The sequence below is a fragment of the Candidatus Poribacteria bacterium genome, assembly GCA_009839745.1.
GTDB lineage: Bacteria > Poribacteria > WGA-4E > WGA-4E > WGA-3G > WGA-3G.
Genome location: VXPE01000045.1, coordinates 1 through 25,869 on the forward strand (window position 1 = coordinate 1; position 25,869 = coordinate 25,869).

27 protein-coding genes are annotated in these 25,869 nt (G+C 47.9%); 9 read left to right on the forward strand and 18 right to left on the reverse strand.

Annotated features, from left to right (window positions below):
* Positions 1–171: 171 nt before the first annotated feature.
* A complete protein-coding gene (locus F4X88_07465) occupies positions 172–480 on the forward strand; it encodes a hypothetical protein (GenBank protein MYA56115.1) in 309 nt (102 codons plus the stop codon).
* A 70-nt stretch (positions 481–550) separates the two neighbouring features.
* On the opposite strand, the gene F4X88_07470 is transcribed toward F4X88_07465, so the two are convergent.
* The 8 genes from F4X88_07470 to F4X88_07505 form a co-directional block, all read right to left on the reverse strand.
* Positions 551–976: a hypothetical protein gene (locus F4X88_07470; GenBank protein MYA56116.1), complete on the reverse strand. Its 426-nt coding sequence runs from the start codon at positions 974–976 to the stop codon at positions 551–553.
* On the reverse strand, positions 948–1,289 hold the full coding sequence (locus F4X88_07475; GenBank protein ID MYA56117.1) for a hypothetical protein: 342 nt from the start codon (positions 1,287–1,289) through the stop codon (positions 948–950). Before F4X88_07475 ends, F4X88_07470 begins: the two co-directional genes overlap by 29 nt.
* A 24-nt stretch (positions 1,290–1,313) precedes the next feature.
* On the reverse strand, positions 1,314–2,210 hold the full coding sequence (locus F4X88_07480; GenBank protein MYA56118.1) for a methyltransferase domain-containing protein: 897 nt from the start codon (positions 2,208–2,210) through the stop codon (positions 1,314–1,316).
* Between the two features lie 99 nt (positions 2,211–2,309).
* On the reverse strand, positions 2,310–3,302 hold the full coding sequence (locus F4X88_07485; protein MYA56119.1) for a hypothetical protein: 993 nt from the start codon (positions 3,300–3,302) through the stop codon (positions 2,310–2,312).
* Positions 3,303–3,501: 199 nt separating this feature from the next.
* Positions 3,502–3,723 (reverse strand): hypothetical protein, encoded by a 222-nt coding sequence (locus F4X88_07490; GenBank protein MYA56120.1) that lies wholly within the window; start codon positions 3,721–3,723, stop codon positions 3,502–3,504.
* Positions 3,724–3,781: 58 nt separating this feature from the next.
* Positions 3,782–4,801, reverse strand: coding sequence for a glycosyltransferase family 4 protein (locus F4X88_07495; GenBank protein ID MYA56121.1), 1,020 nt, complete (start codon positions 4,799–4,801; stop codon positions 3,782–3,784).
* Positions 4,802–5,047 carry a hypothetical protein gene (locus tag F4X88_07500; protein ID MYA56122.1) on the reverse strand — a complete coding sequence of 82 codons (246 nt, stop codon included), beginning with the start codon at positions 5,045–5,047 and terminating at the stop codon, positions 4,802–4,804.
* 605 nt (positions 5,048–5,652) lie between these two features.
* Positions 5,653–6,612, reverse strand: coding sequence for a hypothetical protein (locus tag F4X88_07505; protein ID MYA56123.1), 960 nt, complete (start codon positions 6,610–6,612; stop codon positions 5,653–5,655).
* 619 nt (positions 6,613–7,231) lie between these two features.
* Between F4X88_07505 and F4X88_07510 the strand changes: the two genes are divergently transcribed.
* From F4X88_07510 to F4X88_07540, 7 genes are all read left to right on the forward strand, one after another.
* The gene (locus F4X88_07510) at positions 7,232–9,748 is read left to right on the forward strand and encodes a T9SS type A sorting domain-containing protein (GenBank protein MYA56124.1); all 2,517 of its coding nucleotides are present in this window, start codon (positions 7,232–7,234) and stop codon (positions 9,746–9,748) included.
* Positions 9,749–10,119: 371 nt separating this feature from the next.
* The gene (locus F4X88_07515; protein ID MYA56125.1) at positions 10,120–11,229 is read left to right on the forward strand and encodes an acyl-CoA desaturase; all 1,110 of its coding nucleotides are present in this window, start codon (positions 10,120–10,122) and stop codon (positions 11,227–11,229) included.
* A gap of 341 nt (positions 11,230–11,570) precedes the next feature.
* Positions 11,571–12,482, forward strand: a complete 912-nt coding sequence (locus F4X88_07520; GenBank protein MYA56126.1) for a phytanoyl-CoA dioxygenase family protein — start codon at positions 11,571–11,573, stop codon at positions 12,480–12,482.
* Between the two features lie 181 nt (positions 12,483–12,663).
* Positions 12,664–13,794 (forward strand): FtsX-like permease family protein, encoded by a 1,131-nt coding sequence (locus tag F4X88_07525; protein ID MYA56127.1) that lies wholly within the window; start codon positions 12,664–12,666, stop codon positions 13,792–13,794.
* Positions 13,784–14,041, forward strand: a complete 258-nt coding sequence (locus F4X88_07530) for a hypothetical protein (protein ID MYA56128.1) — start codon at positions 13,784–13,786, stop codon at positions 14,039–14,041. The genes F4X88_07525 and F4X88_07530 overlap by 11 nt, the downstream gene beginning before the upstream one ends.
* On the forward strand, positions 14,026–14,700 hold the full coding sequence (locus F4X88_07535) for an ABC transporter ATP-binding protein (protein MYA56129.1): 675 nt from the start codon (positions 14,026–14,028) through the stop codon (positions 14,698–14,700). Before F4X88_07530 ends, F4X88_07535 begins: the two co-directional genes overlap by 16 nt.
* Complete coding sequence (locus tag F4X88_07540; protein ID MYA56130.1) at positions 14,697–16,106, forward strand: hypothetical protein; 1,410 nt, start codon at positions 14,697–14,699, stop codon at positions 16,104–16,106. The genes F4X88_07535 and F4X88_07540 overlap by 4 nt, the downstream gene beginning before the upstream one ends.
* On the opposite strand, the gene F4X88_07545 is transcribed toward F4X88_07540, so the two are convergent.
* The 8 genes from F4X88_07545 to F4X88_07580 form a co-directional block, all read right to left on the reverse strand.
* Positions 16,107–16,412 (reverse strand): Rieske (2Fe-2S) protein, encoded by a 306-nt coding sequence (locus F4X88_07545; GenBank protein MYA56131.1) that lies wholly within the window; start codon positions 16,410–16,412, stop codon positions 16,107–16,109.
* Positions 16,413–16,583: 171 nt separating this feature from the next.
* Complete coding sequence (locus F4X88_07550; protein MYA56132.1) at positions 16,584–18,407, reverse strand: ABC transporter permease subunit; 1,824 nt, start codon at positions 18,405–18,407, stop codon at positions 16,584–16,586.
* A complete protein-coding gene (locus F4X88_07555; GenBank protein MYA56133.1) occupies positions 18,310–19,182 on the reverse strand; it encodes a MoxR family ATPase in 873 nt (290 codons plus the stop codon). The genes F4X88_07550 and F4X88_07555 overlap by 98 nt, the downstream gene beginning before the upstream one ends.
* A 22-nt stretch (positions 19,183–19,204) precedes the next feature.
* A complete protein-coding gene (locus tag F4X88_07560; GenBank protein MYA56134.1) occupies positions 19,205–19,834 on the reverse strand; it encodes a nucleotidyltransferase family protein in 630 nt (209 codons plus the stop codon).
* Between the two features lie 3 nt (positions 19,835–19,837).
* The gene (locus F4X88_07565; GenBank protein MYA56135.1) at positions 19,838–20,107 is read right to left on the reverse strand and encodes an acylphosphatase; all 270 of its coding nucleotides are present in this window, start codon (positions 20,105–20,107) and stop codon (positions 19,838–19,840) included.
* 840 nt (positions 20,108–20,947) lie between these two features.
* The gene (locus F4X88_07570; protein MYA56136.1) at positions 20,948–21,076 is read right to left on the reverse strand and encodes a DUF481 domain-containing protein; all 129 of its coding nucleotides are present in this window, start codon (positions 21,074–21,076) and stop codon (positions 20,948–20,950) included.
* 202 nt (positions 21,077–21,278) lie between these two features.
* The gene (locus F4X88_07575; protein MYA56137.1) at positions 21,279–21,587 is read right to left on the reverse strand and encodes a tetratricopeptide repeat protein; all 309 of its coding nucleotides are present in this window, start codon (positions 21,585–21,587) and stop codon (positions 21,279–21,281) included.
* Between the two features lie 161 nt (positions 21,588–21,748).
* Entirely contained in the window at positions 21,749–22,177 is a 429-nt protein-coding gene (locus F4X88_07580; protein ID MYA56138.1) for a hypothetical protein, read from the reverse strand.
* 270 nt (positions 22,178–22,447) lie between these two features.
* On the opposite strand from F4X88_07580, the gene F4X88_07585 reads away from it, so the two are divergent.
* Positions 22,448–23,416, forward strand: coding sequence for a nucleoside hydrolase (locus tag F4X88_07585; GenBank protein MYA56139.1), 969 nt, complete (start codon positions 22,448–22,450; stop codon positions 23,414–23,416).
* Here the strand turns inward: F4X88_07585 and F4X88_07590 are convergent.
* Both F4X88_07590 and F4X88_07595 read right to left on the reverse strand, forming a co-directional pair.
* A complete protein-coding gene (locus F4X88_07590) occupies positions 23,413–23,964 on the reverse strand; it encodes a hypothetical protein (protein MYA56140.1) in 552 nt (183 codons plus the stop codon). The genes F4X88_07585 and F4X88_07590 overlap by 4 nt on opposite strands.
* A gap of 135 nt (positions 23,965–24,099) precedes the next feature.
* Positions 24,100–25,611: a carboxypeptidase M32 gene (locus tag F4X88_07595; GenBank protein ID MYA56141.1), complete on the reverse strand. Its 1,512-nt coding sequence runs from the start codon at positions 25,609–25,611 to the stop codon at positions 24,100–24,102.
* Positions 25,612–25,869: the final 258 nt, after the last annotated feature.

The following is a 25,869-nucleotide window of genomic DNA, read 5'->3' on the forward strand; positions in this document are numbered from 1 at the left end:
TCACGAAATGAGCTAAACGCGATTTTTGGGGTTTCGGGTGCTTGTGCCCAGCTGCAAGAAATGCTTGAACACACAAAGATCAGGACAAAAAGAACACATATTGCTGTAAATTTCACAATACATTCCTCCGACAGTGAGGTAATAGACACGTCTGTCTCTTCAGAAGGGAACGTGCCTGCTAACCAACAGAGGGAGGCGGCAGAAGCCGCCATACCCTCTGTAAGCAAGGAAATCGCTTTAGACGCAAGTGCCGTGACTGCATACCATACCATCTGGACAATGGTTGTTAAACTGGCACATCCACGCATCAGCTTCTGGTGTTCCCACGATAGCCTGTGCGAGCAGAACACTCCCAACCGCCGCACCGAGCGTCAGTGGGGACTTAACTCCCACTTTGCCTTCCTCGGATGGGACACCCATCTCCAGGGCGAATACTATCGCTACGGGAGTGAAGCTCTCCCCCTTGGACATGCTTTCTAATGGCTTTTCAAAAGGTTCATCATTCTTGTTAGTTGTTTGAACGGTGTTTACTCAATCCATGCCTGTAAGATTACTGGCACGGGGTTCCACTCGCTCGTAGGAGTTGGTGAGTTTGAAATTGATGATTATCCACTAAAATCGTCGGTGAAGCGCGAATGCCTAACGCTGCAGCACGCTGAATGTTTTCCCGGAAAAGTTGCTCGGATTCCGGTGTATCAAACAATTTCTGAATCTTTGCCACATCAATGCCGAGTTTCTCCGCACAACTTTCCCAACTCTTGTCCAATTTCTTGCCGCGACATAAGATGTAGTCGAGATACTTCTCAGGATACTCTTGTGCTATCAGAAGTTGTCGGATATTTTCCGCCACTTCGGGGTAACCGTGTAGACTGGTAAACGGCGTTATGTCTTGTGCGGAAGGTGCTTCTTTTTCCTTCGCAATAAATTGGAGTTTGAAGTCAATCTTGTTACCAAACTCCTTCACGATTGGGATAATCTTCTCTTCCGCCTGAACACCAAGATAGCGGAAAGATTAAACAGAGTCCCCAAAAAAGTTTGGAATCCCCTGGGGAGAAAATACCAAACCAATAGAAAGCAAAGGCGATAAGTCCGCTTCCAAAGAAGAGTCCTAAGATATAGAGCGGCGTTGTTGTGCCGAGATACCATGCCATTAGTTGGCTGAGTGTTCCGACATACAGGAGTCCAAGGGAGCAGAAATTGCGAATCTTCTGTGTTTTCAGGTCAGTATAACTCGCATATCCACAGAAAACGAGTGCCAAAAAGATCAAGAGATATTCATAGTGCGACATAATGTGAACAAAAAGAGCCTTTCTTTAGAGTTTTACGCTTAACGCGAATGTATCGATAAAGGGACCCGCTTGACGTTGGAATTCCTTCGTCTCAAAGTCAATAACCTTAAGTCCAACTTTCTCGTAGAGTGCTAAGACTTCATCGGAAGAATCAAAATCGTAGAGATGCATCAACAACGGCAACTGCACCGGTAGTGCCGTTATTGCATATCCACCCGGTTTCAGCACACGTAGTGCTTCTAACAAGCCAGTTTCTGGATCGGGGATATGCTCAAGCACTTCAATCGCAACGACCGCATCGAAGGTATCGTCCGGATACGGTAAGAAGCGGATATCTCCGATTGATAACTCACTTCTTTCAAGCACCCCTTTTTTTCTCAAGAGCCTTTGGGTATGCTGAAGGCAATGCTGGCTAACATCAACACCGTTAACTTGCCATGAGGCGTTCTGCTGTAGAAGAAACGCTGTCAACACCCCGGGACCGAAGCCGAGATCGCAGAAATGCGATTTTTCTTTGAAACGATCCAAATGCTTACCGATAAACGCTTTCCGTTTCAAAGCAGGTGGAAAAGAGATGTAATTCAGGTGTTCACTGATTGGGTAATATTTCGTTTCATAGAGTTTCGTTTTTACCGCTTCAAAATCTCTATCTACTGTGAGTTGATTGGGAATCTCAAGCGCGAAAAGTTGTTCAACAGTTATTTCCCCACAGTAGAGGATGTCGCTGACAATTTCTTCAGTGTGTGCCCAACTCGTTTCCGGTTGTTGGATCAAGGTTTCCGTCTGCTCCAAAATGGAGGACAACAGATACTGGATGGTCTGATTAAAACGAGCGCGATGGTATTCTGCGGCGTGTGGATATGCGTCTGTGTGTGTTTGAAATTGTGCCTCAAACGCGGTTTCAAATTCAGGATAGTTCATTCATCAATTACCTTTTTCCTATTAGGCTCGGAGTTGGTTGATATTACGTTCACAATAATTTATCGGCAAGGTGAAGAAAGACTCTGTTTCCGATAGATCCTACTCCCTTTTGAGTTCTCCCCATATTGTCGTAAGCAATTGAGGTTGTGGTGAGACCGGCAATGCATACGCAGGGTCAAACCAATCTCCTAAATAACTCCAAGACTCTCCATCCGTAAGTTGGACCGACGCCTCTGTGTCCAAACTAATTTTGTAGATTTGCATATCTATGTTGGCATCAATGGCATTGTAAAGGAGTTCGCTCCCATTCGGAGACCATACCGGGTTGACAGCTCTTCTCCCTTCTTCAATCACCTGCTGAAGACCGGTGCCATCACGATTCACAATATAGATCGTTACCAATTTGAAGTCTTCTCGCCGAACCTCAACGCGATTGTTCCAAGAAAAGGCGAGTTTATCGCCAAGCGGAGACCAAGCAGGATACCGAACCCACTTTGGTTCTTTAGGGAAAGGGAAGAATGTTTGTTTGTTCGTTCGCACTTTGAGCAAACTGAAACGTCTCGGTTTGTCCAATGCGCCGCTGCGAAAGATGATTTCTGTGCCATCGGGAGACCATGCCGGTCTGTAACCAATCGCCACACGCTCTTCATCTTTTCCATCGATTGTGCCAATATAGAGCAAAGTGTTTCCAATTTCTCCATAACTATAGGCGATGCGTTTGCCATCGGGAGACCATGTTGGACTGCTTCGTCTCTTCCATTTGTCAAACACCTTTCGGACATTAGAACCATCTGGGTCCATGAGATACAAATCCCAAGTTCCCCATGCCTTGTGCTCGCGATCGGAAGCGAAAAGGATGTATTCACCTGCTGGCGACCAAACTGGAGAAATATCGTCTGCGCGATGCTTGGTGAGATTCACCTGCTCGCTACCATCAGGATTCATGAGATAGATGTCCCGATTCTCTCCTATACCGGCTGTGGCAAACACAATTTTTGCCGTATCGGGTGCCTTTGCGAAAACAGCACATACTTTCAAACACAACACGGATACACCAAAAAAAGAAAATAAAAACTGGACCTTATATTTCATGAGAACATCTCCTTAACGAGAATGAATCGCGGAGAAGTATGGGCTCGGTTTTGATAGTGTATCCCTATACTGCTCTTCAGCGTCTGAGGCAGGCGCACTTTCAAAGCGCGCCTCCTCATTGGTTAGTTAATATTCCTCAAAAATAATCAGTGACGAAGAAGGCAAAATTCTCTCGTCCCAACCATTTCTAAGAGTAGTATTACTCTGGATGACAACTGCCATGATCATGGCAGAAATATCCCATAGGACAATGTCCATCGTGGTCGCAAGATTGTGCATTAGCTTCTGGTGTTCCTACAATAGCTTGTGCGAGCAGAACACTTCCCACCGCCGCACCGAGCGTCAGTGGGGATTTGACTCCCACTTTGCCTTCTTCGGACTGGACGAATTCGCGGATTTTACCGCGCAGATTCTTTTTCATATCGGTTTTTTCCTTTCTGCCGGGCTCTCGTCCGGCGAGATTGACTTCCCAACTCCGGTCAGGAACCCATTTCCAAGACGAATTCATTCGCTACGGAAGTGAAGCCTTTCCCTTGGAAATGTCTGAAAACTGCCTCGATTTCAGCAGGTGTATGCTCTTCCGCTAACATTTCTATCAAAGCGGTTTTAAGACAGTCATATCTATTGCTCGCCGCTCGGTACACACTGGACTCGGTGGTTCCAGACCCCGGATCATACCGACGGCAGAAAACCAGCGGAGACACATTTCTTTCTCTTCTAAAGGCATTCGCGCTTTGCTGATGCCCCTCTTCAAAGCACTGAACGATTTCTTGTGCTACTTTTTCCCAAGTGAATTTTTGAGCCAAACCCTTGGCAACGTTTTCGCATTCGGTGCGTGTATGAGAGGGTTTTAACCATTGATTTATTGCCTGCGACAACTCCGACATTGAGACATGGAAATTGCCAAAACCACGCCACTCCGATTTCACAACAGCACCAGCACCTGCTACCTCCGGTGGAAGTCCATATTGCGTCATAGCAATACATGGCGTGCCATATGCCATCGCCTCTAAAACCAACGAAAGCGGTGTTCCCGGAATCGCAGGGAAACAGACGAGATCGAGTGCTTGAAAGAAGATAGGTAATATGGAATGCGTCTCATCATCATCTACGCTGAACATTACCACGTTGCTTGGTGGATTCGTGTAATGTTCCGCCAAGAACGGATCGTAGACAAAAATCGAAAGATGTGGATTGGCACGAGCAAATGCCGAAATCAGTTTTGCAGCATAATTGGGTTCAAATCCAGAAATTAACCCTACGACGGGCTGTTGTGCAAATATCGGTTTTTCAAAGAGAGCGGCGGCATATTGCTTCGCCAAGTGCTGGCACATCGGTTTACCAACGTTGATACCATTCGGAATCACACGAACGTTTCTTCCCGACACACCACATTCCATAAGCCACTCCTTTACCCACGAGGCTTTGACAACCAGCGTGTCGCCTACATTTTGAAAAGCACAAATGTTCAAAAGTGTTTCAAGTGTTGAACCTTGCAATTATAGCAAGCCTTCCTTGTCGAGTTCCTCGAATCTTTCAAACGCCTCAAGAATGTCGTCCTCTATATAAGAGGTCTTCAGCGTCTGGACGATTTCTGCGTTTGTTTGTGTTTTCGCGAGTTTTAAGATGTCCGCTATTACGTCAGAAAGCTCAACGGCACGTGCTTTCTCGATGTCTGCTGCATAGAGAACACCCTCCGTCTCAAAGAGATGGAGTTGGCGCAAAGTTTTTGGAAAATCAAGCAATATTTCTTTTTACCTTTCGACTGTAATTAAAACTTCTGAACTATTAAAGACACAATTTTTGTCCAAAAACGTGCATAATCCAAAAAAAATGAAAATTTTATCTAACAATTACCCAAAATTGCTTGTAACTGCCGAAAAAAATAAAAAAATCAAATTTTTCTGTGGTTATGCACGTTTTCTCTCAGAAATTGTGTCTTTAAGGGCACGTCAGCGGATAAAGTGTTTTTACTTTATTCAACCGAACAAAGATTATGGCTATTGGGCGCAGGAATGTTTCTTGCAGATGAGGATGTTGTAAAGTATAGATTTTCAAGCATGAGAGAATATAGGATTCCTTACTTGACATTGTCACTAAAAGAAGTTGAGAAGTAAGGAGGTAGTCTATGCGAGATAGAAATAAGAGGGGGTCAATACAACAAGTCTCTGAATTTCGACAACAGAATTGAGAACATGCGTATACCCCGCACTTACATGCAGGTTAAGGAATTACGCGACGATCCTCAATGGAAACAGAAAATCCAAGCCGGTGAAGGGTTATTAACCATTTCAATTGAGTAAACATCCATTTTTGTATCAAAGCGTTCCACTTCGGTTGTGTCTGAAACCTACTCCCGTTTCAGTTCGCCCCATACTGTTGTTAGCAATTGAGGTTGTGGTGAAACCGGCAAAGCGAACGCCGGATCAAACCAATCGGATGGGGCATTCCAATCAATATGCGTCAACTGCCTTGGCTCCCCTCCACCTAAAGCGATTTTAAAGATTTGTGCACGATTGTTTCCAGGACGCTGGTCATAAAGAAGTATATCCCCATTTGGAGACCAAACTGGCGTATTCGCTCTATTGCCAGTTTCATCAACAACCTTCTTAACCCCCGTCCCATCACGATTTACAATATAGATTGTTTGTCTATGAACAAAACCTATAAATGGAAAGTGATTTAGCCAAGCAAAGGCAAGTTGCTCCCCAGAAGGCGACCATGCAGGCATCCACATCCAGGGTATAGCATCCTCAGGAAGCAGTAGCTTCTGTCTGCGTGTTTGAAGATTGAACAGCCAAATTCGGGTATGGCCCGCCTTGCCAGTAACAAACGCGATCTCTGTTCCATCCGGGGACCACGCCGGGGCATGACCAAACACTATTTTTTCTTCATTCGTCCCATCTATTTTAGCAGTGTAGATCCAACTTTCATCAGCTTCAACGCGTTGGTAAGCAATCCGTTTTCCATCCGGGGACCATGTTGGATGCTCTCTGTGTGCCACCTTCCTGAAGACCCGTCTGACGTTAGACCCATCCGGTTCCATCAAATATAAGTCGCGCTCCCGAACTCGATCTGAAACGAAAAGGATTTGTTCACCTGTGGGGGACCAGACAGCATCAAAGTCAGCTGCGCGGTTGCGCGTCAAGTTCACCGGCTCCGTGCCATCAGGATTCATGATGTAGACTTCCATGTTGTCATCCCGGAAAGAACTAAACACTATTTTCGCAGTCGTCGGGACTTCCCCCCACACTGGACAGACCAGCGTTAGGTTGTATGCACAAAATAGCAACAAACTAAAACCTTTCATCGGATTTCCCCCGCAAGGCAACTCTAAATAATACTTACCTGCCTCAAATCTCCAGCGAGAAGTGGCTGTTTACAAAAGCCCGCCACTCTGGAAAAACTGGAAAACTGACGCAATTCGGTAAACATCCACTTTTGTATCAAAACGTTCAAGATGGCTGGTCTGAAAACCTATTTCCTTTCTAAGACTATCTTGTGATTTGAATGAGAAGTTCCAAATCCGTTTCTATCGTAAATTTACATCCTCAGCCTTTCTGAACCTTTTCCAATATGAATTTGTACTATCCATTTTATACCACATTAACCTTGTTTTTACTATCTTTTCTGTTCGCAGATAGGGATTAAAAACAGGACTTACGCATGCTATGCTTTTGTAGGATAAACTTTTGATTTGTGTCAGGAGTGTTATGCCTTACAAAGTTTCATGCCATACTGTGTTTATACGATGAATACTCTGAACCTTTGCTATGGCCGCTGTTTCTTGCCTTAAAAACTTGACGAACTACGGAATTTGTGATAGCATTTAAGGCAACCTCTAATTCTATTTGTCTAAAATTGATGCCCAAATAACAAAAGGAGCATTTATGAAATTTAGGTTTTTTTTCGTATGGAGTATCCTCGGTATGGCGACGCTATTTTTCTCATATAACGGTTTCGCCCAAGATTCGCCGCAATGGCATTTACCCGAAGGTGCCACGGCGCGCCTCGGCAAAGGATGGCTCTCTGAAATTCGGTATTCACCGGACGGCACACGGCTCGCTGCTGGCGGTTCCCTCGGCGTTTGGATCTACGATACCGCAACTGGTGAACCCATCTCGCTGTTTACTGCGGGTGGTTATAATATTGTGGCACTCACATATTCCCCTGATGGCAGCATGATTGCCGGTGGAAGTTGGGACGGCACTGTCCGCTTATGGGATCCTGAAACCGGTGACGTATTACATTCCCTTGAGGGACATGAAAGAAGCGTCAACACCCTCGTTTTCAGTTCCGATGGAACGATGCTTGCCAGTGGCAGTAGAGACGACACCATCGGACTATGGAATCTCGAAACAGGCGAACTCTTGAACACACTTGAAGGGCATACAGAAGGCGTTACCAGCCTCGTTTTCAGTTCCGACGGGAGCATGATCATCAGTGGAAGTCGGGACGATACGATTCGTATATGGGAGGTCGCCACGGGTGAACTCAAGCAAACACTTGAAGAGCATCGCGATGATGTCGGCAGCATTGCGCTCAGTCCTGATGGAAGCACACTCGCCAGTGGCGATTTGAACGCAATGATCCACCTCTGGGACGCTGCCACATGGACAGTTAAACAGACCCTTGTTGGACATACATCGCATATCTATGACCTGACCTATAGTCCTGACGGCAGCCTCCTCGCAAGTGCGGGTGAAGACGATACCGTCCGGTTGTGGGATGCAGACGCAGGGACACACCTCATAACCTTGACCGATCACACCGCTGATGTCTATGCGGTCACTTTTACGCCGGATGGGAGTATGCTCACCAGTGGCGCATGGGACGCTTCCATCCGCTCATGGGATCCCGCTACAGGTACACATCTAAAAACGATTACAGGGCACACAGATGTTGTCGCGAGCGTTACTTTCAGCGCAGATGGCACGACCCTCGCCACACGGAGTTGGGACAAAACCATTCGCTTATGGGATGCTACCACCGGTCAACTCCGCCATACACTCATCGGACACCGCGGGGATGTTGATGTTGTTGTGTTCAGCCCCGACGGCCTCACACTCGCCAGCGGCAGCCAAGACGATACCGTCCGGTTGTGGGATGCAACCACGGGTGAACATATCAGGACGCTCAGGGGGCATTATTCTTACCTCATAAGCCTCGCATTCAGTCCGGATGGCAGTATACTCGCCAGCGGCAGTGAGGACGATAGCATCCGATTATGGGATGCAACCACAGGCGCGCACATAAGAACCCTATGGGAACACGAAGCAGGCGTGGAAACCTTGTCCTTCAGTCCGGATGGCAGCAGGCTCGCCAGCGGCAGTCGAGACAATACCATCCGTCTCTGGGATGTCGAAACACATGAGGTCCTCCACACCATCACCGAACACGAAGATGATGTCTGGACAGTCGCGTTCAGTCCGGATGGCAGGACCCTCGCCAGTGGCGGGGGCGACACGGTTTCTCTCTGGGATGTTGTCACGGCTGAACGTCAGCAAACCTTCGTTAAGCCTATCGATCCTGAGACAATCGTTGAGGATCCGGAAGCATCGGAAGGAGACGCACCCGCAGAGAATCCCGCGAATGCTACCAGCATTGTTTTCAGTCCAGATGGTGCCATACTTGTCAGCGGCAGCTATGACGCGACGATCCGTTTGTGGGACATTGGCACAGGGGAACAACTCGAAACACTTGAAGGGCATACATATTCGATCACAAGTGTTGCCGTCAGTCCTGATGGTAGCACAATCGCAAGTGGGAGTTTCGATGGAACGGTTCTCTTGTGGAAATTCCCCATGCTGACAGGAGCAGCGGAAGCCCTTGCTGATGTAAACGGGGACGGTGTTGTCAATATTCAAGATGTCGTGTTGATAGCAGCGGAATTCGGAGCGGCTGGCGGGAAAAGGACTGACCTAAATGATGACGGTTTCGTCAACTTCCAAGATCTCGTTTTGGTGGCAAATGCTTTCGGGAATGTCGCCGGTGCACCTTCTGCGCACGCCTTGTCAGCTGCACAGGTCGAGCAATGGCTGCGGCTCGCCAAGCGAGAAACCTCACGGTCGCTTGAAACTTCCATGCCCGATCGCTTGGCATATCAGCGAGGGATTAGGGTACTGGAACAACTGTTGAGAACATTCGCCCCCCAAAGAACTGCGTTGTTTGCCAACTATCCGAATCCATTTAACCCGGAAACATGGATACCGTATCAGCTCGCAGTGCCTGGGGATGTTAGTATTTCCATCTATGCTGCGAATGGTCAGCTGGTTCGGACGCTGTCATTAGGGCATCAACCTATCGGTATCTATGAATCACGGAGCCGTGCGGCGTATTGGGATGGTAGGAATACGTTGGGAGAGTCAGTGGCAAGTGGTGTATATTTCTATACGCTAACAGCAGGAGATTTCACGGCTACACGAAGGATGCTAATTCTGAAGTAAAGCTTAAGTGATTAAGTGGACAGATCAACAACAAATAAGGTATAATATTTACATGGCACAATATGACATTAGCACGAAGTACTTATTGCTTGAACATCCCAAAGCACTCTCTGAGTTTGGGACATTTTATTGACTTGGCGAAGAAAATAGAAGGGTTTAACTCCTCTGATAAAATAGAGTATTCTTAATTCTGTTCTAATAGCGCATTAACAACTATTGTACCCTGATAAATTCCTGTGTACGAAACAATTTGAATAGACACAACCTAACCGCTATGCGTAGCAAGGAGAATTATATTGTCAACTGAAACATGCCCTAAAAGTCCTGCCCATACGGAGGACCTTATTCACCCCCGAGTTGTGCCTTTCATAATGGTTCACCTCACCTGTCTGGCAATTTTCTGGGTGGACGTTCAACCTATCGATTGGATTATATGTGGTGCATTGTATGTTATCCGTATGTTCGGTATCACGGCTGGATATCATCGTTATTTTTCGCACCGCTCTTTCAAAACGAGCCGCGGATTCCAATTTTTTCTGGCATTTCTCGGTCAGAGCTCAGCGCAACGCGGCGCGCTCTGGTGGGCAGCGAAGCATCGCGAACACCATAAGTACTCCGATACAGAGCAAGATATACACTCCCCAGTCCAACACGGGTTCTGGTATTCCCACGTGCTGTGGATTTTCTCTAAACCCTCGGAGACCGTAGATTACAATATAATTAAGGATTTTCAGAAATACCCAGAACTGGTTTGGCTGAATAAATGGGACAGACTGCCGCCCTTTCTATTAGGTGTTCTGGTTTGGGCGATTGCGGGTTGGTCGGGACTCATCGTAGGATTCTTCATAAGCACGGTGATCCTTTTTCACGGGACATTTACGATTAATTCCCTTGCACACGTGATAGGTAAACAGCCGTATGTCACGGGGGACCATTCACGCAACAACCTATTCCTCGCTATCATCACGTTGGGGGAAGGCTGGCATAACAATCATCACCATTTTCCGAGTGCTACACCTCAAGGATTTCATTGGTGGCAAATTGATGTCACGTACTATATTCTGAAAACCTTGTCCCTCTTTAGAATCGTTTGGGGTCTACGTTTGCCACCCGCACATGTCGTTGAAGGTAAGCGTAGATTATCTCTAACCACCATCGAAAATGCTGCGCACCAACTCGCTGCGAGCGTTTCGATTGAACACATCGGTAAAACGGTTTTGCAAGCGTGGGCACATACGCCAAAGTTAGAAGAACTCCGTAAACGCGCTCGCATCAGCCAATCGGAGGTAGAAGCGTTCCTCAAAGAGATGAAAATCCTTGAGTTGCCGCCCATTGCAAACCTGAAACACCGAGCACAAAATATGTTTGCGCATATCCCATCGCTAAACCCGATTGTTGAACGAGCAAACCAGATTCTCGTTCAGGCAGTTTCGGTATGGTTAGTCCAGAACCATCCTTACGACGCAGAGATTGCGGTGTAGCAAACGTTGATATAGGTTGGGTTGAACGAAAAGTGAATCCAACGCTGCACTCTCTATTGCCCCAAATCCAAGGGTTCTACTTTGGGTTTGGGGCATTTTGTTATTAGTGTTGACGCTTCTGGTAAATTATGATATTCTTAATTTGAACATGCATTGATCTTAAGCATTCAGGCAGCACTCGCAAAGGTTGATCGCATTTGACCCATTTCGTGCTATCCGAGATAAAATTTGCCCGATTTTGTGCAGTTACCTCTGAACATAGCACAAAGAACCTAACCCGTGTGGTATTGCCCGCACTGGCATGGGATTTGCTACAAAACGATAACGAAAGGAGTTACCGAATGGAAACCAAACAGAAATATCGTGTTGTACCCCCTGGATTCACAGCAGAACAGTGGGAAACCTTTAACGAAGACGGTATCATTTTTATTGAGGACGCAATCTCCGATGGGGATATCCAAGCCTATATTGACGCGATAGATCGCGTCGCCGCTACCAGCCCAAAATATACGCCAGGTGGCCATCTTCACATAGAGAACATCGTCGAACGTGATCCCGTGTTTACAGATCTGATTGATAATGAACGGCATGTCGGTTATGCGTACGACTTATTCGGGGAACTCCTCAAACTCCATCAGAGCCAATTTTTCTTGCGTCCGCCCGGCGGTAAACAGTACAACCAGTGGCACCCGGACGGTGCCCGTGCCCTTCCCTACGGGGTGTTTTCACCGAAACTGCCGTTGCAAATCAAAATCGGGTACTGGTTGACCGATCTGCCGAGAGAGAAGATGGGGAACCTCGTCGTGTTACCGGGGAGTCATCGTCAGCAATATATGGACGGCTACGATACCCACAAAAGTATACCGGGGGAAAAGGTCGTCTGTCCCCGTAAAGGCACAATGACGGTGATGCATTCCAGCATCTGGCATCGGGTTGAACCGAATGAGAGCGAGGTCGTGCGCTACAATATCTTTGTTGCTTATTGCCCGTCTTGGCTTACCCCAGCGGATCGCTTCCATTCCTCGCCCGAATGGTTGGAGACGCTGAACCGTGAACAACGTATCATCATGCGAAGTTATAGCCATGCGTATCATAACGCTAAACCGCCTGCGTCTGAATTCCCGCTTTTCCTTGAACGTGAAACTGGGACCGAGGCGGATGTAGGTGCATATCAGAATCACGTCCAATTACACCGTCGCAAACGCCAGACCATGCCCGAGCGGTTTTTTAATTATTCGCAAGGCGTTAAATAAGTTTATTCGTTTGTTGCGTGTTTTTCCACATATCCGCCTGCGCCGTTGTTGCAGGCTACTGTCTGTAGCTAACTCTCTTAGGACGCAGACATGAGCCCGTAATGAAATGGAGGGCGGATCTACGGAAGGGAATGTGAAAGTTCCAAACCTACTCGACCGAACCGCAAGGTAAAATAAAAAGATGAAGACACTCTTTCTCAAGGACATGCGGTATCGCCAAGCGAGAGTTATCCTCACAACACTCGGTATCACTGTCCTCATTTCATTGATACTGCTGTTAGGCGGCATTATGAACGGTATGCGCATTCAAGCGCGACAATACGTCGAATCCACTGGGGCGGATGTCTGGATCTCCGCTGAAGGCTCCGGCGGCGCATTTATTGGGTTTTCTATGGTCGTTGAGGAATACATGGCATTTCTGAACTCAGGTCCCGGCTTAGTGCCAGATTCTGCCTCTCCGTTGGTTTTCGCGCAAGCGCGTCCGAGCGTCCGCGGCAAATCCACCAAGGCGATCGTCGTCGGCTATAAGTTGGGACAACTCGGGGGTCCTAAAAGTGCTATTGAAGGGAGAATGTTCACCCGGAGCAATTTTGAAGACTATAGACCTGAAGACCCAATCCCCTACGAAGTAGTCGTTGACGAGAAAATGGGACTGGAAATCGGAGAACAGATCACCCTCAGCAACGAAAAAGTCCGTGTTGTCGGAAAGGCGAAAAGCCTCATGTTTGTTTTAGATACGCCGCTACTCTTTATGGATGTCCGCATTGCTCAGAAACTTCTCCTCGGCAATACACCGCATGTCAACATGATGATCGCGAAAACAAACAAGAGTGAACACCCCGCACAGATCGCCGCCGATTTAGATGCCTTAGAAACCATTGAAGTACGCACCTTAAAACAGACGCTTAGGGATATTATCGCATACTACGTTGATGAACCGATGAAGGCTGTGCAATTCCTACGGGTGATGTTATGGTTAGCGGCAGGTATCCTCGTCGGGATGATTACTTACGTGACGATGCTCGAAAAGACCCAAGAGATCGGGGTACTAAAGGCGATCGGCGGCTCAAACGGTTATGTGATGGGTCTGCTACTCAAACAGGTTGTCCTAATCTCGACTGTCGGCGTGCTACTTGGACTTACTTTGTCGTATGTGTTCGCGGCAGCAGCACCGATTTTCGTCGCGATTCACTTCGTGGAATCCATCATCGTTGCGTGCATCAGTTTCATCGTGTGTTGCGGTAGCGGGTATCTGGCAGCACGGAAAGCGATCGCAGTCGATCCGATGATTGCATTCCGCGGTGAGATTTAACCCATTAGTACTCATCAAATCGTCTTATCCCAAAAAACAAAGCCTGCAACAATACGCAGAAATACGCAGAAATGCCCAAGCAAAGACTCCAAGCAATACGCAGAAATACGCAGAAACGCCCAAGCAAAAACCCCAAGAAAAAACACCCCAAGCCAAACAAGCAGGCGAATCTACGGGAAGGCATTTGAAACTACCAACCTATCTGACCGAACCGCAAGGAAAATTAGAAAAATGGCAGCAATCATAGAAGGAACAGGCTTAACGAAACGCTTTGGCACAGGCGACGCAACTGTTGTTGCAGTCGACGCCGTCGATATCCGAATTGAAGCGGGTGAACTGCTGATGCTGATGGGAGATAGCGGTTGCGGAAAGACAACGCTCATCAGTCTCCTCGGCTGTATTTTAACGCCGGATGCCGGGGAACTTCACATCGATGGCGAACCGATTCACTCTGACGTGCAAGACTTGAGCGTCATTCGCCGTGAAAAGATCGGATTCGTCTTCCAGCTGTTCCATCTGCTGCCCTATCTCACCGCACTGGAAAACGTAATGGTCGCGATGGATCTCGCCCGAACAAAGACGGGTGAGGCGGAAAGCCGTGCGATAGAGTTACTGACACACGTCGGATTGAGCGATCGATTTCATCATCGTCCCGCCCAGCTCTCCGGTGGCGAAAAACAACGCGTCTCTTTTGCGCGTGCCCTCGCCAACCGTCCGAAAATTATCTTCGCCGATGAACCTACTGCCAACCTCGACAGTCGCCAGAGCGATAATCTGATGAACCTTATTCAAGAACTGCGTCAAGAACACCAAACCACTATCGCCATTGTGACGCATCACGAAGGACTCAAAGAGAACGCCGATCGTGTTATCCAGATGAAAGATGGAAGGATTCTCACCACGTGAACATCAATAACGTTTTTTTTCCTTTCAGAATAGGCATTATCGCCTGGATATTCGGAATTTTAACTTTCCTGCTCATCCTACCGACTTCTCCTCTCGCCGAAGAAGATCAAGCCTTAACCCAACTGGAGCACCCTGACTTCCTAACGAGTGGATTATACGGTGGAGGACTCACCTTCATTAACGGCGATGCTTACGTCCGCCTCCAACTTCAGCCGGATATACCGCTCGGAAAAATAGGTATCGGATTAGACTTAATCCTGCTTTACAACCCTTACGCAGAAGGAGATGATCCCCAAATCCTGGCTGAAGACGGTGAAGCGTGGGACAGTCCAAGCACTTGGTTAAGACTCGTCCGTTATGTGCGTTACGGTCGGCCTTACGATCCTTTCTATGTCCGATTCGGGGAGTTGGATTACCTAACCATCGGACACGGTTCAATCATGTCGGGTTATTCTAATTACGATCGGCGCGGGTTACGTCTGAACCTCAGAAATTCCGAAAACCGTTATGGCATCGAAACGATGATGAATGACATCGGTAATCCTACCATTTTCGGAGGACGCGGATTTTACCGTCCGTTTCAACGGGAAGAAAATAACAACTTACTCACCCGGTTTGAACTCGGTGCGACCTATCTCACAGACATTAACCCGAATTTACAAGAAGTAGGGGAAGATCCGTTGAGTGCGGTCGGGGTTGATGTCGGATTTCCAATTTTTGAGACGAGCGCGTTTCGGCTCGATCTCTATGACGATCTCGCTTTTCTGAATACACTCCCCGAAGAAAACACACCAACAGAAATCACGCTTACAACAGAAAATCAAGTAACAACGAATCTCGCCTGGGGAAACGCCGTCGGTGTTGGATTTTCTTTTACCCAAACCCTTTTCAAAATAGAGTATCGCACGTTTGGAGATGGTTATATCCCTTCTGTGTTCGATTATACGTATGAATCCGCGAAATCGTTATCCCCGGAACCCGACATGCCCCAGTTTTTGGGATTAGCGGTAAACACAGAACCGAGACGCGGTTTTTTCTCACAACTTATCTGGCATCCACTGCCACAAATTCATTTCATGGGGACCTTCGAGGATTATACGAACAGCGAACCTAAACTCTATATGGCGGTGTCAGAGTCGGGGTTAGTGCCCCGTTTTTCGCTGCGGGCCTTCTACACTAAACGGGATATTGGCGAGGGTGGGGAGACGCACTTCTTTGGGGATCTGTTCGATTTAGATGAAAAATCGGCGTTCAGTGTGGAGGTCCGTTATGAAGTCTTTCCGCCGGTTATGACGATTGTCACCCGTGAATACACGTTCCGGCGCGTTGAAACGGCAGCAGGGGACTCCCAATTCGAGCCGATTCACAAAACGTCGTTCATGGTAGGCGTTAGTACGGACTTTTAACTATACCTCGACTTTGATCTCTTCGTCTTCGACAACTACCGGATAGGTCCTGATGCGGAGGCGTGGGTCGGTTTGGCATTCGCCGGTTTTGGTATCATAGGCATAACCGTGGACCGGACACACAGCGATACCGTTTCGGATTCTACCTCTGCCGAGGGAACCCATGGCATGCGGGCAGGTGTTGTCCACAGCACAGAATTCGCCACCTTCGTTGAAAATGGCGACCCGTCTGCCGTTGACGGTGAACGCTTTGCCGCGTCCTTCTCGGATCGCTGACGTTTTTGTAACCGTTATATAATCTGACATTTTTTAATTTTTCCTTGCGGTTCGGTTTTTAATTTTTCCTTGCGGTTCGGTTAGGGCGGTTTGGAAGTTGAAGTCCCTTTCCGTATACCCGCTCTCCATTTCATTTCGAACTACGCGCTGAGTCCTACAGCACTTTCATTATTCCTTGCGGTTCGGTTAGGGCGAGGTGTATCACTCCTTAACGCTTCCTAAAGTGATTCCTTGCACGAATTCACGTTGCATCGCTAAAAATAGGATAACGATTGGCATGAGCGACAACAACGTTCCTGCCATTAACATCCCGTAATCTTGACGATAGGTGCCCACGAGATTCGCTAAACCGATCGGTAGCGTATATTTCACTTCATCCCGTAAAATGATGAGGGGCCAGAGATACCCGTTCCATGAACCCAAAAACGAATAGATCGTCAACGCCCCAAGCGCGGGCTTGATGATAGGCAGCACAACCCGGTAATAGATACCGAACTCGGAACAGCCATCAATCCGTGCCGCATCCAGCAGTTCAGACGGAATCGTGACGATGAATTGACGCATCAAGAAGACACCGAACGCACCGACCGAAAACGGGATGATAATCGCTTTGTAACTATTGAGCCAGCCAATATCATACATCAACCCAAACAACGGAACAAGCAATACTTGAAACGGGACCATCATGGAAGCGAGGAGGATGCCGAACAGGATCTTCTGACCGCGGAATTGATACTTGGCAAACGCGTATCCACCGAGTGAACAGAAAAACAGCGTGAGTAACGTTGACGCGGTCGCAATGAAAACGCTATTGACGAAATACCGATTATACGGCACCGTCTTCCATAGATTCCGGTAGTTTGATGTGAATTTATCCCATACAATTGAGAGATAAGCGGGTTGATGAATCGTTAATTGCAGGAACAACTGACGCCCATTTCCTGTTACCCCTGTGGCTTGGGGGGCGAGGTTCGTTTCTGTTTTCTGCATCGTGATGTGTGACGACTCTAACTCACCGGGGATGCCGTTCAATCGCCAGACCGAATCTGTCCACAACGCGCTCCCTAAAACGAAAGAACGCGTCGGTTGATATGTAACGCCATTGTGAGTGCTGCTATCATCCGTTCCAGAGTTCGGGACAGACACGGTTAAAGAGAGGCGGTGATACGAGGCATCTCCACGCACAGGCAGCGTGATGCGTCGTATCCGTTCAACAGGAATAGGCGAAGAAATCGTTGCCGTCATACGGGCAGTGTCGTTGTCTTGGAAATTGTAGGATAGACTGGCATCTGTCTGGGCATCGTCTGATGTGCGTATACGCGTGCCTGTCTCTGCTACCCAGCTCACCACTTCAATCGGTGTGCGATTGAAGTCAAGGTCCTCTATCTGGAGCGCCCCAACCGCAACTTCGCGATACACCGATCCCCAGATCGTATCAACCGTCTCAGGAATAATAGCCTCTCGCACCGCTGCAGCCATCGCATCTGTTGTGCCGTTCCAGACCTCGTCCGGCAGTCCTGCAATCAGTTGTTCCCATAACCCCTCTATGACTTCGGTTTGCAATTCTTCGGACGGAACATAATTGGCGAACTTCGGATTTGCCGCGATGTGCGCCTGTGTCTCAGACCAAATTACTTGGGTGAGTTGGGGTTGCAGGGGCCTCCACGATGTTTCATCCACACCCACGGGTTTTTCAATGTTAGGATAGACATCTTCGACAATATAAGGCGATGCTGCGACGCGCGGAGGTAGATGCGGGAACCACTGAATAGGGACAGCGAAAATTTCGTTGGCAGTCTTAAAAGAGGAGGTCAACAACCACAGCATCGGTATCATCGTACAAAACGCTGCGGCTACCAAAAGGAGATAACCGACCCCTCTGAAAATTCTTATTTTAACCTGTTGCGTTTTTTTTCTTTGGTTCATTCTAAAATCCCAATTCGGATAATTCCACTGAACGTGCGCGCTGGATATCGTCCTGGTACTTGAAGACACAGCCGAGCGTCTCGGCAACGACATCCGCATCGAGTTGTGCTTTACCCAGTGCCACGAGTGCCAACGCCCAATCCAAGGTCTCCGCAACACCCGGTTTCTTATAGTAATCGCCTTGTCGCCAGAGTTGCATCATCCCACACAACTGCTGTGCAAGGTGTTCATCAACCTGTGGTAACTTCGTCTGCACGATCGCTAACTCCTTCTCCACAGTGGGATAATCGATCCACTGGTAGAGACAGCGGCGTTTGAGTGCTTCATGGACCTCTCGCGTCCGGTTTGAAGTCAGCACTACGTAAGGGATATATTTCGCTTGAATCGTCCCAATTTCGGGGATGGTAATCTGGAAGTCGGACAAGATCTCCAATAGAAACGCCTCAAATTCACTGTCGCTCCGGTCTACCTCGTCGATGAGTAACACAGGTGGGACATCACCATCGCTCTGGATAGCCTCCAACAACGGACGTTTCAATAGAAACCCTTCACTAAACAGGTCGGTGCCGATGTATTCTTTCTCTCGTCCGCGGGCTTCATCAATGCGAAGTTGCAAAATCTGGCGTGTGTAGTTCCATTCATACAAGGCACTGTTGGCATCCAAGCCTTCATAACATTGCAATCGGATGAGTTTCGCGCCCGTTGAATCCGCGAGGACCTTCGCGACTTCAGTCTTGCCCACACCGGGTTCGCCTTCAAGAAAGATGGGTTTCTTGAGATGATGCGCGAGATAGAGCGTTGTCGCTAAACCTCTGTCGGCGATATACGCATGTTTTTCACAGGCAACTTGAACGTTTTCAATAGACGTGAACATATTTTTAATTATTCCTTACGAGCTACGCACTGGATTCTATGGACTTTTTATCTTCCTGTAGGGCGCGTTCATAATCTTCGCGATAATCTATATCGCGGAGGACTCGATCGGTATCGACTGGAACGTAGTGAATATCGTCGCCATACCTTTTGAAGAGCCTTCGCACGCCGCCGCTCTCCGCGCCTAAGGCAAGAATATCGTCGGCATATCGCCGGTGGAAAATCACTGGATGCCCGCGTTTGTAATTATAACTCGGTAAGGCAATTCCCTTGCGCGTTTGGACGTAGGCGTCAATGACTCCATCGATTAACGCAGAAGTGATAAACGGTTGGTCAACCAGCATGAGCGCAAACGCATCACTTCCTTTCAGTGCCTGTATACCCGCCTGCGCGGAGGTCAGCATACCCTCGTGATAGTCAGAATTAAAAACGATCTTGACGGGACGCTCTCCCAATTGTTCTTGCATCTGCGCTGCACAATGTCCGACAACAACGATAACCTCATCAAATTTGGCACCAAGCATACTGTCCACCACGGTCTCAACAATAGTGCTTTCGCCAAATGGGAGTAGCTGCTTCGGTTCCCCCATCCGAGTAGAGAGTCCTGCTGCGAGAAGGATTCCTGATATAGCAGTAGATGTCGTCTGCGTCATGATTCAATACCGAATGCCGAAAGTTTGATATTCCCCAGTGAAGGGACGTTCATCAATCTCAAGCGAATCAACCCTGGCGTAGCGCGGTCCCTTCTTTAGCAAAGCGATTAACGCATCGAGCTGTGCCTTATCCCCCTCGGCGACGACTTCGACAGTGCCGTTGGGTAGATTCTTGGCATAGCCGTTGATACCGAGCTGCTTGGCGTTAAGTTGTGTGAAATTGCGGAATCCGACCCCTTGGACCCTTCCCGTAATTATCACAAACAGTTGCATTTTCCGATTCACCTCAATCGTGAGTGTGACAGGTGTCCCAAGTTTTGGCAGTAACGCATCGTTCTTTTTATAGATATTCTCCTCCGAGGATTCAGGGAGTGGATTCTGAAAGAGGGCACTCGCATCAAAGAGTCTCAAGGCAACAAGGTCGTTGCTCATAAACGCCTGTGGGATCATCGCGTCCTCATCATCGCTATCCAAATCTGGCACGATCCGTGATCCTGAATAGACCCAAGCGACATGTTGCATCGGCTTTTGCGTCTTCACATTGAAAATGAGTTCTTCGGCACGCACCTTTTTCGTCCTATCGCCATCTTCCCACTCAACATAAAAGAGAAACTCGGTTCCCTTTGGGGCTGTCGGTGCATCTTTTTCTTCGTCGTAGCCGGGAGGCGTCCCTACCGCAATACCGAGGTTTTCAAGTGCGTCATGAACTTCCTTTGCTGTCGCCTCAACGACAACGATGCTCTCATACTCCTTGCCGTTGTGCCCACAAACGAGGTATTCAACGGCTCCCTTTAAATGTGAATCGTATTCACCAAGTGCCTCAGAAATTTTACCCTTTAAGACGAGTTTCTTCTCCTTTTCCATGATCTGGAGATGTCCATCTGCCCACGCAACATTCGACAGTCCGACAAGACACACACCCATACAGACGATTACTCCGACCTGCCAAGCACAGGTTTTCACTTCCTTCATCAGATGACTCCTTTTTGTAGTTGTCAGTTGTCAGTCCTCAGTTTTCGGTTAAGAGCCCTCTAAATTTGGGTAGATTGTTACAAAAACGTCTTTTAACCGATAACTGAAAGGTTTTTCGCAGAAAAACCGAACCGATAACCCTTAAAAAGTATACCGCAATCCGTTAAATATTTCCACATCATGTTTTCGGATACCGGTAGGAGGTTCACTGTCGTATCGGAAATTCACTCGAAGCGGAAAGGATAGCTTTGTTGTGAGTCGGAATTTCATGTATGATGTCAAGCCGATTATATTGTTCTAACGCCTCATAGTAATCTCGTATCGGCTTATGTGTGGGTTTGAGACTTAGTTCTTTCATAGGGTTTTCCATTTCGTGTTAACTTTTTGATCACTGAAGATGAATCTGCTGGTTCTCTGAACTGGGATTTATCGAATTCGGGAATTTTCAGGATGGAAATGGAAGGAGGGCTACCTAAGTTTCCTTCTCACGTTCTCTAAGTGCTTTTTGGGCGTTTTCTCGGTTGGTGCGAGCTAACGTATATTCGGGGTTTATACGGATCGCCTCGTCATAATCAGAGATAGCAGATTCAAGGTGTCCCAGTTCGCCTTTTGCAGCACCCCTATTGTTGTAGGCTTTCGCATATTCAGGGTTGAGCCGGATCGCCTCGTCATAATCGGAAATGGCAACCTGATAATCGCCTTGATTGTAGAACTTATTACCCCTATTGACGTAGGCTTCTGCGGACGTAGGGTTTTCAATTGGATTTTTAGTGTTATCCATCAGACTGTTCCTATTGCATCATCGGGTGTAGACCGTCTGTCGCCTGCTAACTCATCTACCCCCTCCATTCTCGGTGCTTTGGGGTCTCCGGAAACGCCTCTCGCTGCTGAATTTTCTGCTTGTGCTGAGATGAGTCTGGCGATTTGTGCTGAAATTTCTACCTATGCTGAGGTTAGGTTGGTGATTTGCTCAGCTAAGCGGTCTACCAACTCCACATTGTCAGCTTTACCTCGACCTTCCCGCCATGACTTAAAAAAATAACCCACTATAGAAAGTATCAGAGTTCCCAAGACCCCTAATATGCCGTACCAAATCCGATCCACCGCCCCTTTCAAATCGCGCATGTCCTCTTGCATGTTCGTTATATTCGTCTTATTTATTGCTACATCTGTCCTAAGAGTTCCAACCGTTGTAATAAGGTTGTCAACTTTTGTCTCAATGCCTTCGGTTTTCTTATCCACATGTTCGCGGACTTTCCCTTCTGATTCATATATCTTCTCAACAATTGCCGACTGTGATTGCGCCAGCACCGTAGAGGGAATAAAAAAGACACAAAGAACCCCGAGACATATCGCCCGCCCATTTAACATTATGAATCTCCCAAGCTCCAGTTTGACTCCATCAAAATGACGCATATACCGCATTTCGGCTAACAGGTTAATTTATTTTAGCATATCATTGAAGAAAAAAAAGGAAAAGTTAGAGGGGTCAGGGCTATTTAGTTAAACCTTATTGCGTTTGTGCTTGTGTGCTGCAAACGAACAGTTTGCGCCACAAATCGGAAAAAAACATTCTATAATTGGACAAAATCGCTTCGTAGTGGTAAAATCAATCAAACACAATATAGTAGGAAGATAAATATGCAACGCATCCTTATAGACACGGATCCGGGGGTAGACGATGCCCTCGCGATTCTTCTGGCACTGCTTTCGCCTGAATTGCACGTAGAGGCACTCACAACCGTCTGCGGGAACGTCCTTGTGAGACAAGGGACAGAGAATCTGCTGAAAATTCTTGAGGTGCTGGATTTGGCGGAATCCCCACTGATCGCTCAAGGCGAAGCACAACCGCTGGTCAAGTCTCTCGTGACAGCGGCGCATGTGCACGGTGATGACGGTTTAGGGAATATTAGTCAACTCCGAAATGCCGATGGGCATCCGCTGTACCCACCCGCTGAGACACGTATCTCACCCACTTCAGGGGTTGATCTCATCCTTGAGATGGTAACACGCTATCCAGATGAACTCACGCTCGCCGCCCTCGGTCCGCTGACAAACATCGCCCAAGCAATTCGCAAAGATACAGCGAAGATGCAACGCCTGCAAAAAATTGTTGTGATGGGGGGTGTCTTTGAGGAATATGGGAACGTTACAACGACTGCTGAATTTAATATCTTTGTCGATCCGCATGCAGCTCAGGAAGTTTTCCAGTCCAATATTCCTATTGATATTGCGCCGCTCGATGCGACGCATCAAGTCGTTTTAACGGGTGAACGCTTGCACGCTGAACTCGATGAACGCTCTGACAGAATTGCCCGATTTCTCAAGGATGCGACACACGCCTGTATGGAATTTTACCGTCAACACGTTGGGTTCTGGGGGTTTCATATCCACGATGCGCTCCCGATCGGTATGCTGACGCATCCAGAATATTTTGAAAGCGTTGCGGCTCACGTACAGGTTGAAACCGAGGGTGTTTTAACAAACGGCGTGACAGTGTCTGATCTGCGTCCTGAACGTCAATCTCCGCATCCAAATGCACAGGTCTGCATTAAGGTGGCAGCCGAGGCGTTTCTGGATCATTTTTTCAAACGACTTCGGAAGGCTTAAAATATGTTCACACCGCCAAGGGGGTGACTCGGAATGTAGCGGAGGTCGTTATATGCGTCGCGCTGGAGCATCGTTGGGACCTCCAACTTCGGAAGTTTCAGTTCAGCGAATTTCAGACGTTGATCGGGGGTCAATTCTGCTGCGATTTCCTCGACGAGGTCTTTAATCTCGTCGAGATAAATCTCGCGCTGCTTCAGAAACTTCCGTGCTTCGTCTCTGAATGCGTTTAGCTCGCGCCGAGAACGCGTATTCATGAACCCACTTTCGTAACGATCGTAATATCGTTGCGTCATACCCGCCCGAAATATCTGATAATCCACCTCTAACTGTTTCTTCTCAAAATCGTAATCGTCAACAATATCACGGATAAGTTTCAGTTTCGGGTGAATTGTCTGCTGCTGTGACGTTGTGAGTTGCAATGCGGCTGAACTCTTGGGAACATCAATCAGTTTGAGTCCGCCACACGCTTGCAAAAAGCAACAGAGCAGTAAAATTTTAATCATACCTTGCGGATAAATAGCAGCATTTAGGGATTTGAGGGTTTGCATGTTCGAGTCGCCCTCCACTTCGTTACGGGCTTAGGTTTCAATGCCACGCCGTCCATATCCTTATTAAGGTTCGGATTGCTCCAAAACCCGCAAGGACAACGGATGTAGCGGCGCAAGCGGACAGAAATTAAAAACCTAATTCCCTAAGTCGTATAATTCACCGTATTTCGTTCGGAGGTAGGCTATATAAGGTTTAATGGAGAGCGGACCGCCGGTTGCGCCTTGGATAATTTCCGGTGCCGTGTATTTCGATCCGTGCTGGTAAAGATTCTCCTTCAACCAATCGTGGAGTGTGGTGAACTGACCCTTCTCGATTTCAGAAGGAATATCAGGGTGCGCTTGGCGTGCCGCCGAGAAGAATTGCGCTCCCAAAATATTGCCCAACGTATAGCCTTGAAATGAACCTCCAATCAACCCATAATACCAGTGGACATCCTGCAAAACACCGTCTTTATCATCAGGCGGGACGATACCGAAATCGGCTTCAAACCGTTCACGCCATGCCGCCGGCAAATCTCGAATCTCCAAATTGCCTTCCAAGAGTGCCAGCTCGAAATCGAAACGCAACATGACATGGAGGTTATAGGTAACTTCGTCTGCATTCGTGCGAATGAGGGAACGTTCCACTTTGTTAATCGCACGATGAAACGTATCTAAGGGGACAGCACCCAATTGTTCGGGAAAAACGCTTTGAAGTCGGGGATAGAAGTGTTGCCAAAACCCTCGGCTCCGTCCCACAATATTTTCCCAGAGCCTCGACTGACTCTCATGCACGCCCGATGAAGTGCCACCTGCGAGCGGTGTGCCTTCCAAGTCCATGCGAATCCCCTGTTCATAGAGGGCATGCCCGGTTTCGTGTAGGGTGCTGAAGAGGGCATCGCCAAGGAAATTCTCTTTTGAACGGGTCGTGATCCTTACATCACCGAGTGAGAACTTCGTCATAAATGGGTGGTGCGTCTTATCTTGCCTGCCACGATTTAAATCGTAACCGAACCTCTGGGAGACCTCTAAGCCAAACGCGAGTTGTTTCTCCTCGGGAAAATGTTGGTGCAAACACGAATCGTCGGCGAGTGCTTGCGATGTAATCGCAGCGGCAATCGGCACGAGTTCTTGACGTAACTCCGCAAAGACACGACTGACATCGGTCGCCTTCATCCCGTAATCGCTGGATTCAATGGATGGATCGGCGATGTGTTCATACCCTGGAAAGAAATCAGCCGCCTGTCGGCTATAGTCGAGTGTTTTCTCCAGATAGGGACGGACCCGTTCAAAGTCATTCGCGGGACGTGCTTCCGTCCAGACCTGATAAGATTCGGATGTATGGCTGGTCACCTCTGCCATGAATTCAGCGGGTATTTTCGTCGCACGTTCGTAGTTTCTCCGCGTAACACGGAGCAGACTGGCTTCATCGGAATCGTAAGCGAGGCTTTTTTCATACGGTTCGAGGGTGTCGAGTAACCGTCCTATTTCAGGGTCGGTCAACTTTTCGTGTGCCAATCGGCGAAGTGTCGCACTTTGTCGTCCCCGAGCCGGGGCACCCCCGGGGGGCATATACGTGGTTTGATCCCAGTAGAGGAGTCCGGCAGCGGAGGCGATATCATTCGCCTCAAGCAGATGGGTTTTGAGTTGTTGGAATTTGGACTGCATTATATTTCTCCCAGCAAATTTATTATCCTATTCTATCACAGGCGGGTTCTGAAATCAATCAATTTCGGAAAAATAAAAGTTGATAGCGGACGCGGAAACCTTGGGGAAATCCGCAGAAACACCCAAGCAAAAACCCCCTACGGGTTCGAGATCTTGTTAAGCAATTCATTATTGCTTAGGCAATTAATAACAATTGCGAATTTTGTCTTACTTTCGTAACAATTGTATGTTACAATTTAGGTTAGAATTTTGTGAGAG

Bases quoted from the DNA above. Each gene is read 5' to 3' on its own strand.
- F4X88_07560 (MYA56134.1), bottom strand. From the start codon at position 19,834: ATGACGCAGACGACATCTACTGCTATATCAGGAATCCTTCTCGCAGCA.
- F4X88_07485 (MYA56119.1), bottom strand. From the start codon at position 3,302: ATGAAATATAAGGTCCAGTTTTTATTTTCTTTTTTTGGTGTATCCGTG.
- F4X88_07535 (MYA56129.1), top strand. From the start codon at position 14,026: ATGGCAGCAATCATAGAAGGAACAGGCTTAACGAAACGCTTTGGCACA.
- F4X88_07550 (MYA56132.1), bottom strand. From the start codon at position 18,407: ATGCGGATGTCGTTGCCGAGACGCTCGGCTGTGTCTTCAAGTACCAGG.
- F4X88_07510 (MYA56124.1), top strand. From the start codon at position 7,232: ATGGCGACGCTATTTTTCTCATATAACGGTTTCGCCCAAGATTCGCCG.
- F4X88_07475 (MYA56117.1), bottom strand. From the start codon at position 1,289: ATGTCGCACTATGAATATCTCTTGATCTTTTTGGCACTCGTTTTCTGT.
- F4X88_07575 (MYA56137.1), bottom strand. From the start codon at position 21,587: ATGGATAACACTAAAAATCCAATTGAAAACCCTACGTCCGCAGAAGCC.
- F4X88_07590 (MYA56140.1), bottom strand. From the start codon at position 23,964: ATGCAAACCCTCAAATCCCTAAATGCTGCTATTTATCCGCAAGGTATG.
- F4X88_07565 (MYA56135.1), bottom strand. From the start codon at position 20,107: ATGCAACTGTTTGTGATAATTACGGGAAGGGTCCAAGGGGTCGGATTC.
- F4X88_07545 (MYA56131.1), bottom strand. From the start codon at position 16,412: ATGTCAGATTATATAACGGTTACAAAAACGTCAGCGATCCGAGAAGGA.
- F4X88_07515 (MYA56125.1), top strand. From the start codon at position 10,120: ATGGTTCACCTCACCTGTCTGGCAATTTTCTGGGTGGACGTTCAACCT.
- F4X88_07580 (MYA56138.1), bottom strand. From the start codon at position 22,177: ATGTTAAATGGGCGGGCGATATGTCTCGGGGTTCTTTGTGTCTTTTTT.
- F4X88_07520 (MYA56126.1), top strand. From the start codon at position 11,571: ATGGAAACCAAACAGAAATATCGTGTTGTACCCCCTGGATTCACAGCA.
- F4X88_07555 (MYA56133.1), bottom strand. From the start codon at position 19,182: ATGTTCACGTCTATTGAAAACGTTCAAGTTGCCTGTGAAAAACATGCG.
- F4X88_07505 (MYA56123.1), bottom strand. From the start codon at position 6,612: ATGAAAGGTTTTAGTTTGTTGCTATTTTGTGCATACAACCTAACGCTG.
- F4X88_07525 (MYA56127.1), top strand. From the start codon at position 12,664: ATGAAGACACTCTTTCTCAAGGACATGCGGTATCGCCAAGCGAGAGTT.
- F4X88_07595 (MYA56141.1), bottom strand. From the start codon at position 25,611: ATGCAGTCCAAATTCCAACAACTCAAAACCCATCTGCTTGAGGCGAAT.
- F4X88_07480 (MYA56118.1), bottom strand. From the start codon at position 2,210: ATGAACTATCCTGAATTTGAAACCGCGTTTGAGGCACAATTTCAAACA.
- F4X88_07570 (MYA56136.1), bottom strand. From the start codon at position 21,076: ATGAAATTCCGACTCACAACAAAGCTATCCTTTCCGCTTCGAGTGAAT.
- F4X88_07490 (MYA56120.1), bottom strand. From the start codon at position 3,723: ATGAAAAAGAATCTGCGCGGTAAAATCCGCGAATTCGTCCAGTCCGAA.
- F4X88_07585 (MYA56139.1), top strand. From the start codon at position 22,448: ATGCAACGCATCCTTATAGACACGGATCCGGGGGTAGACGATGCCCTC.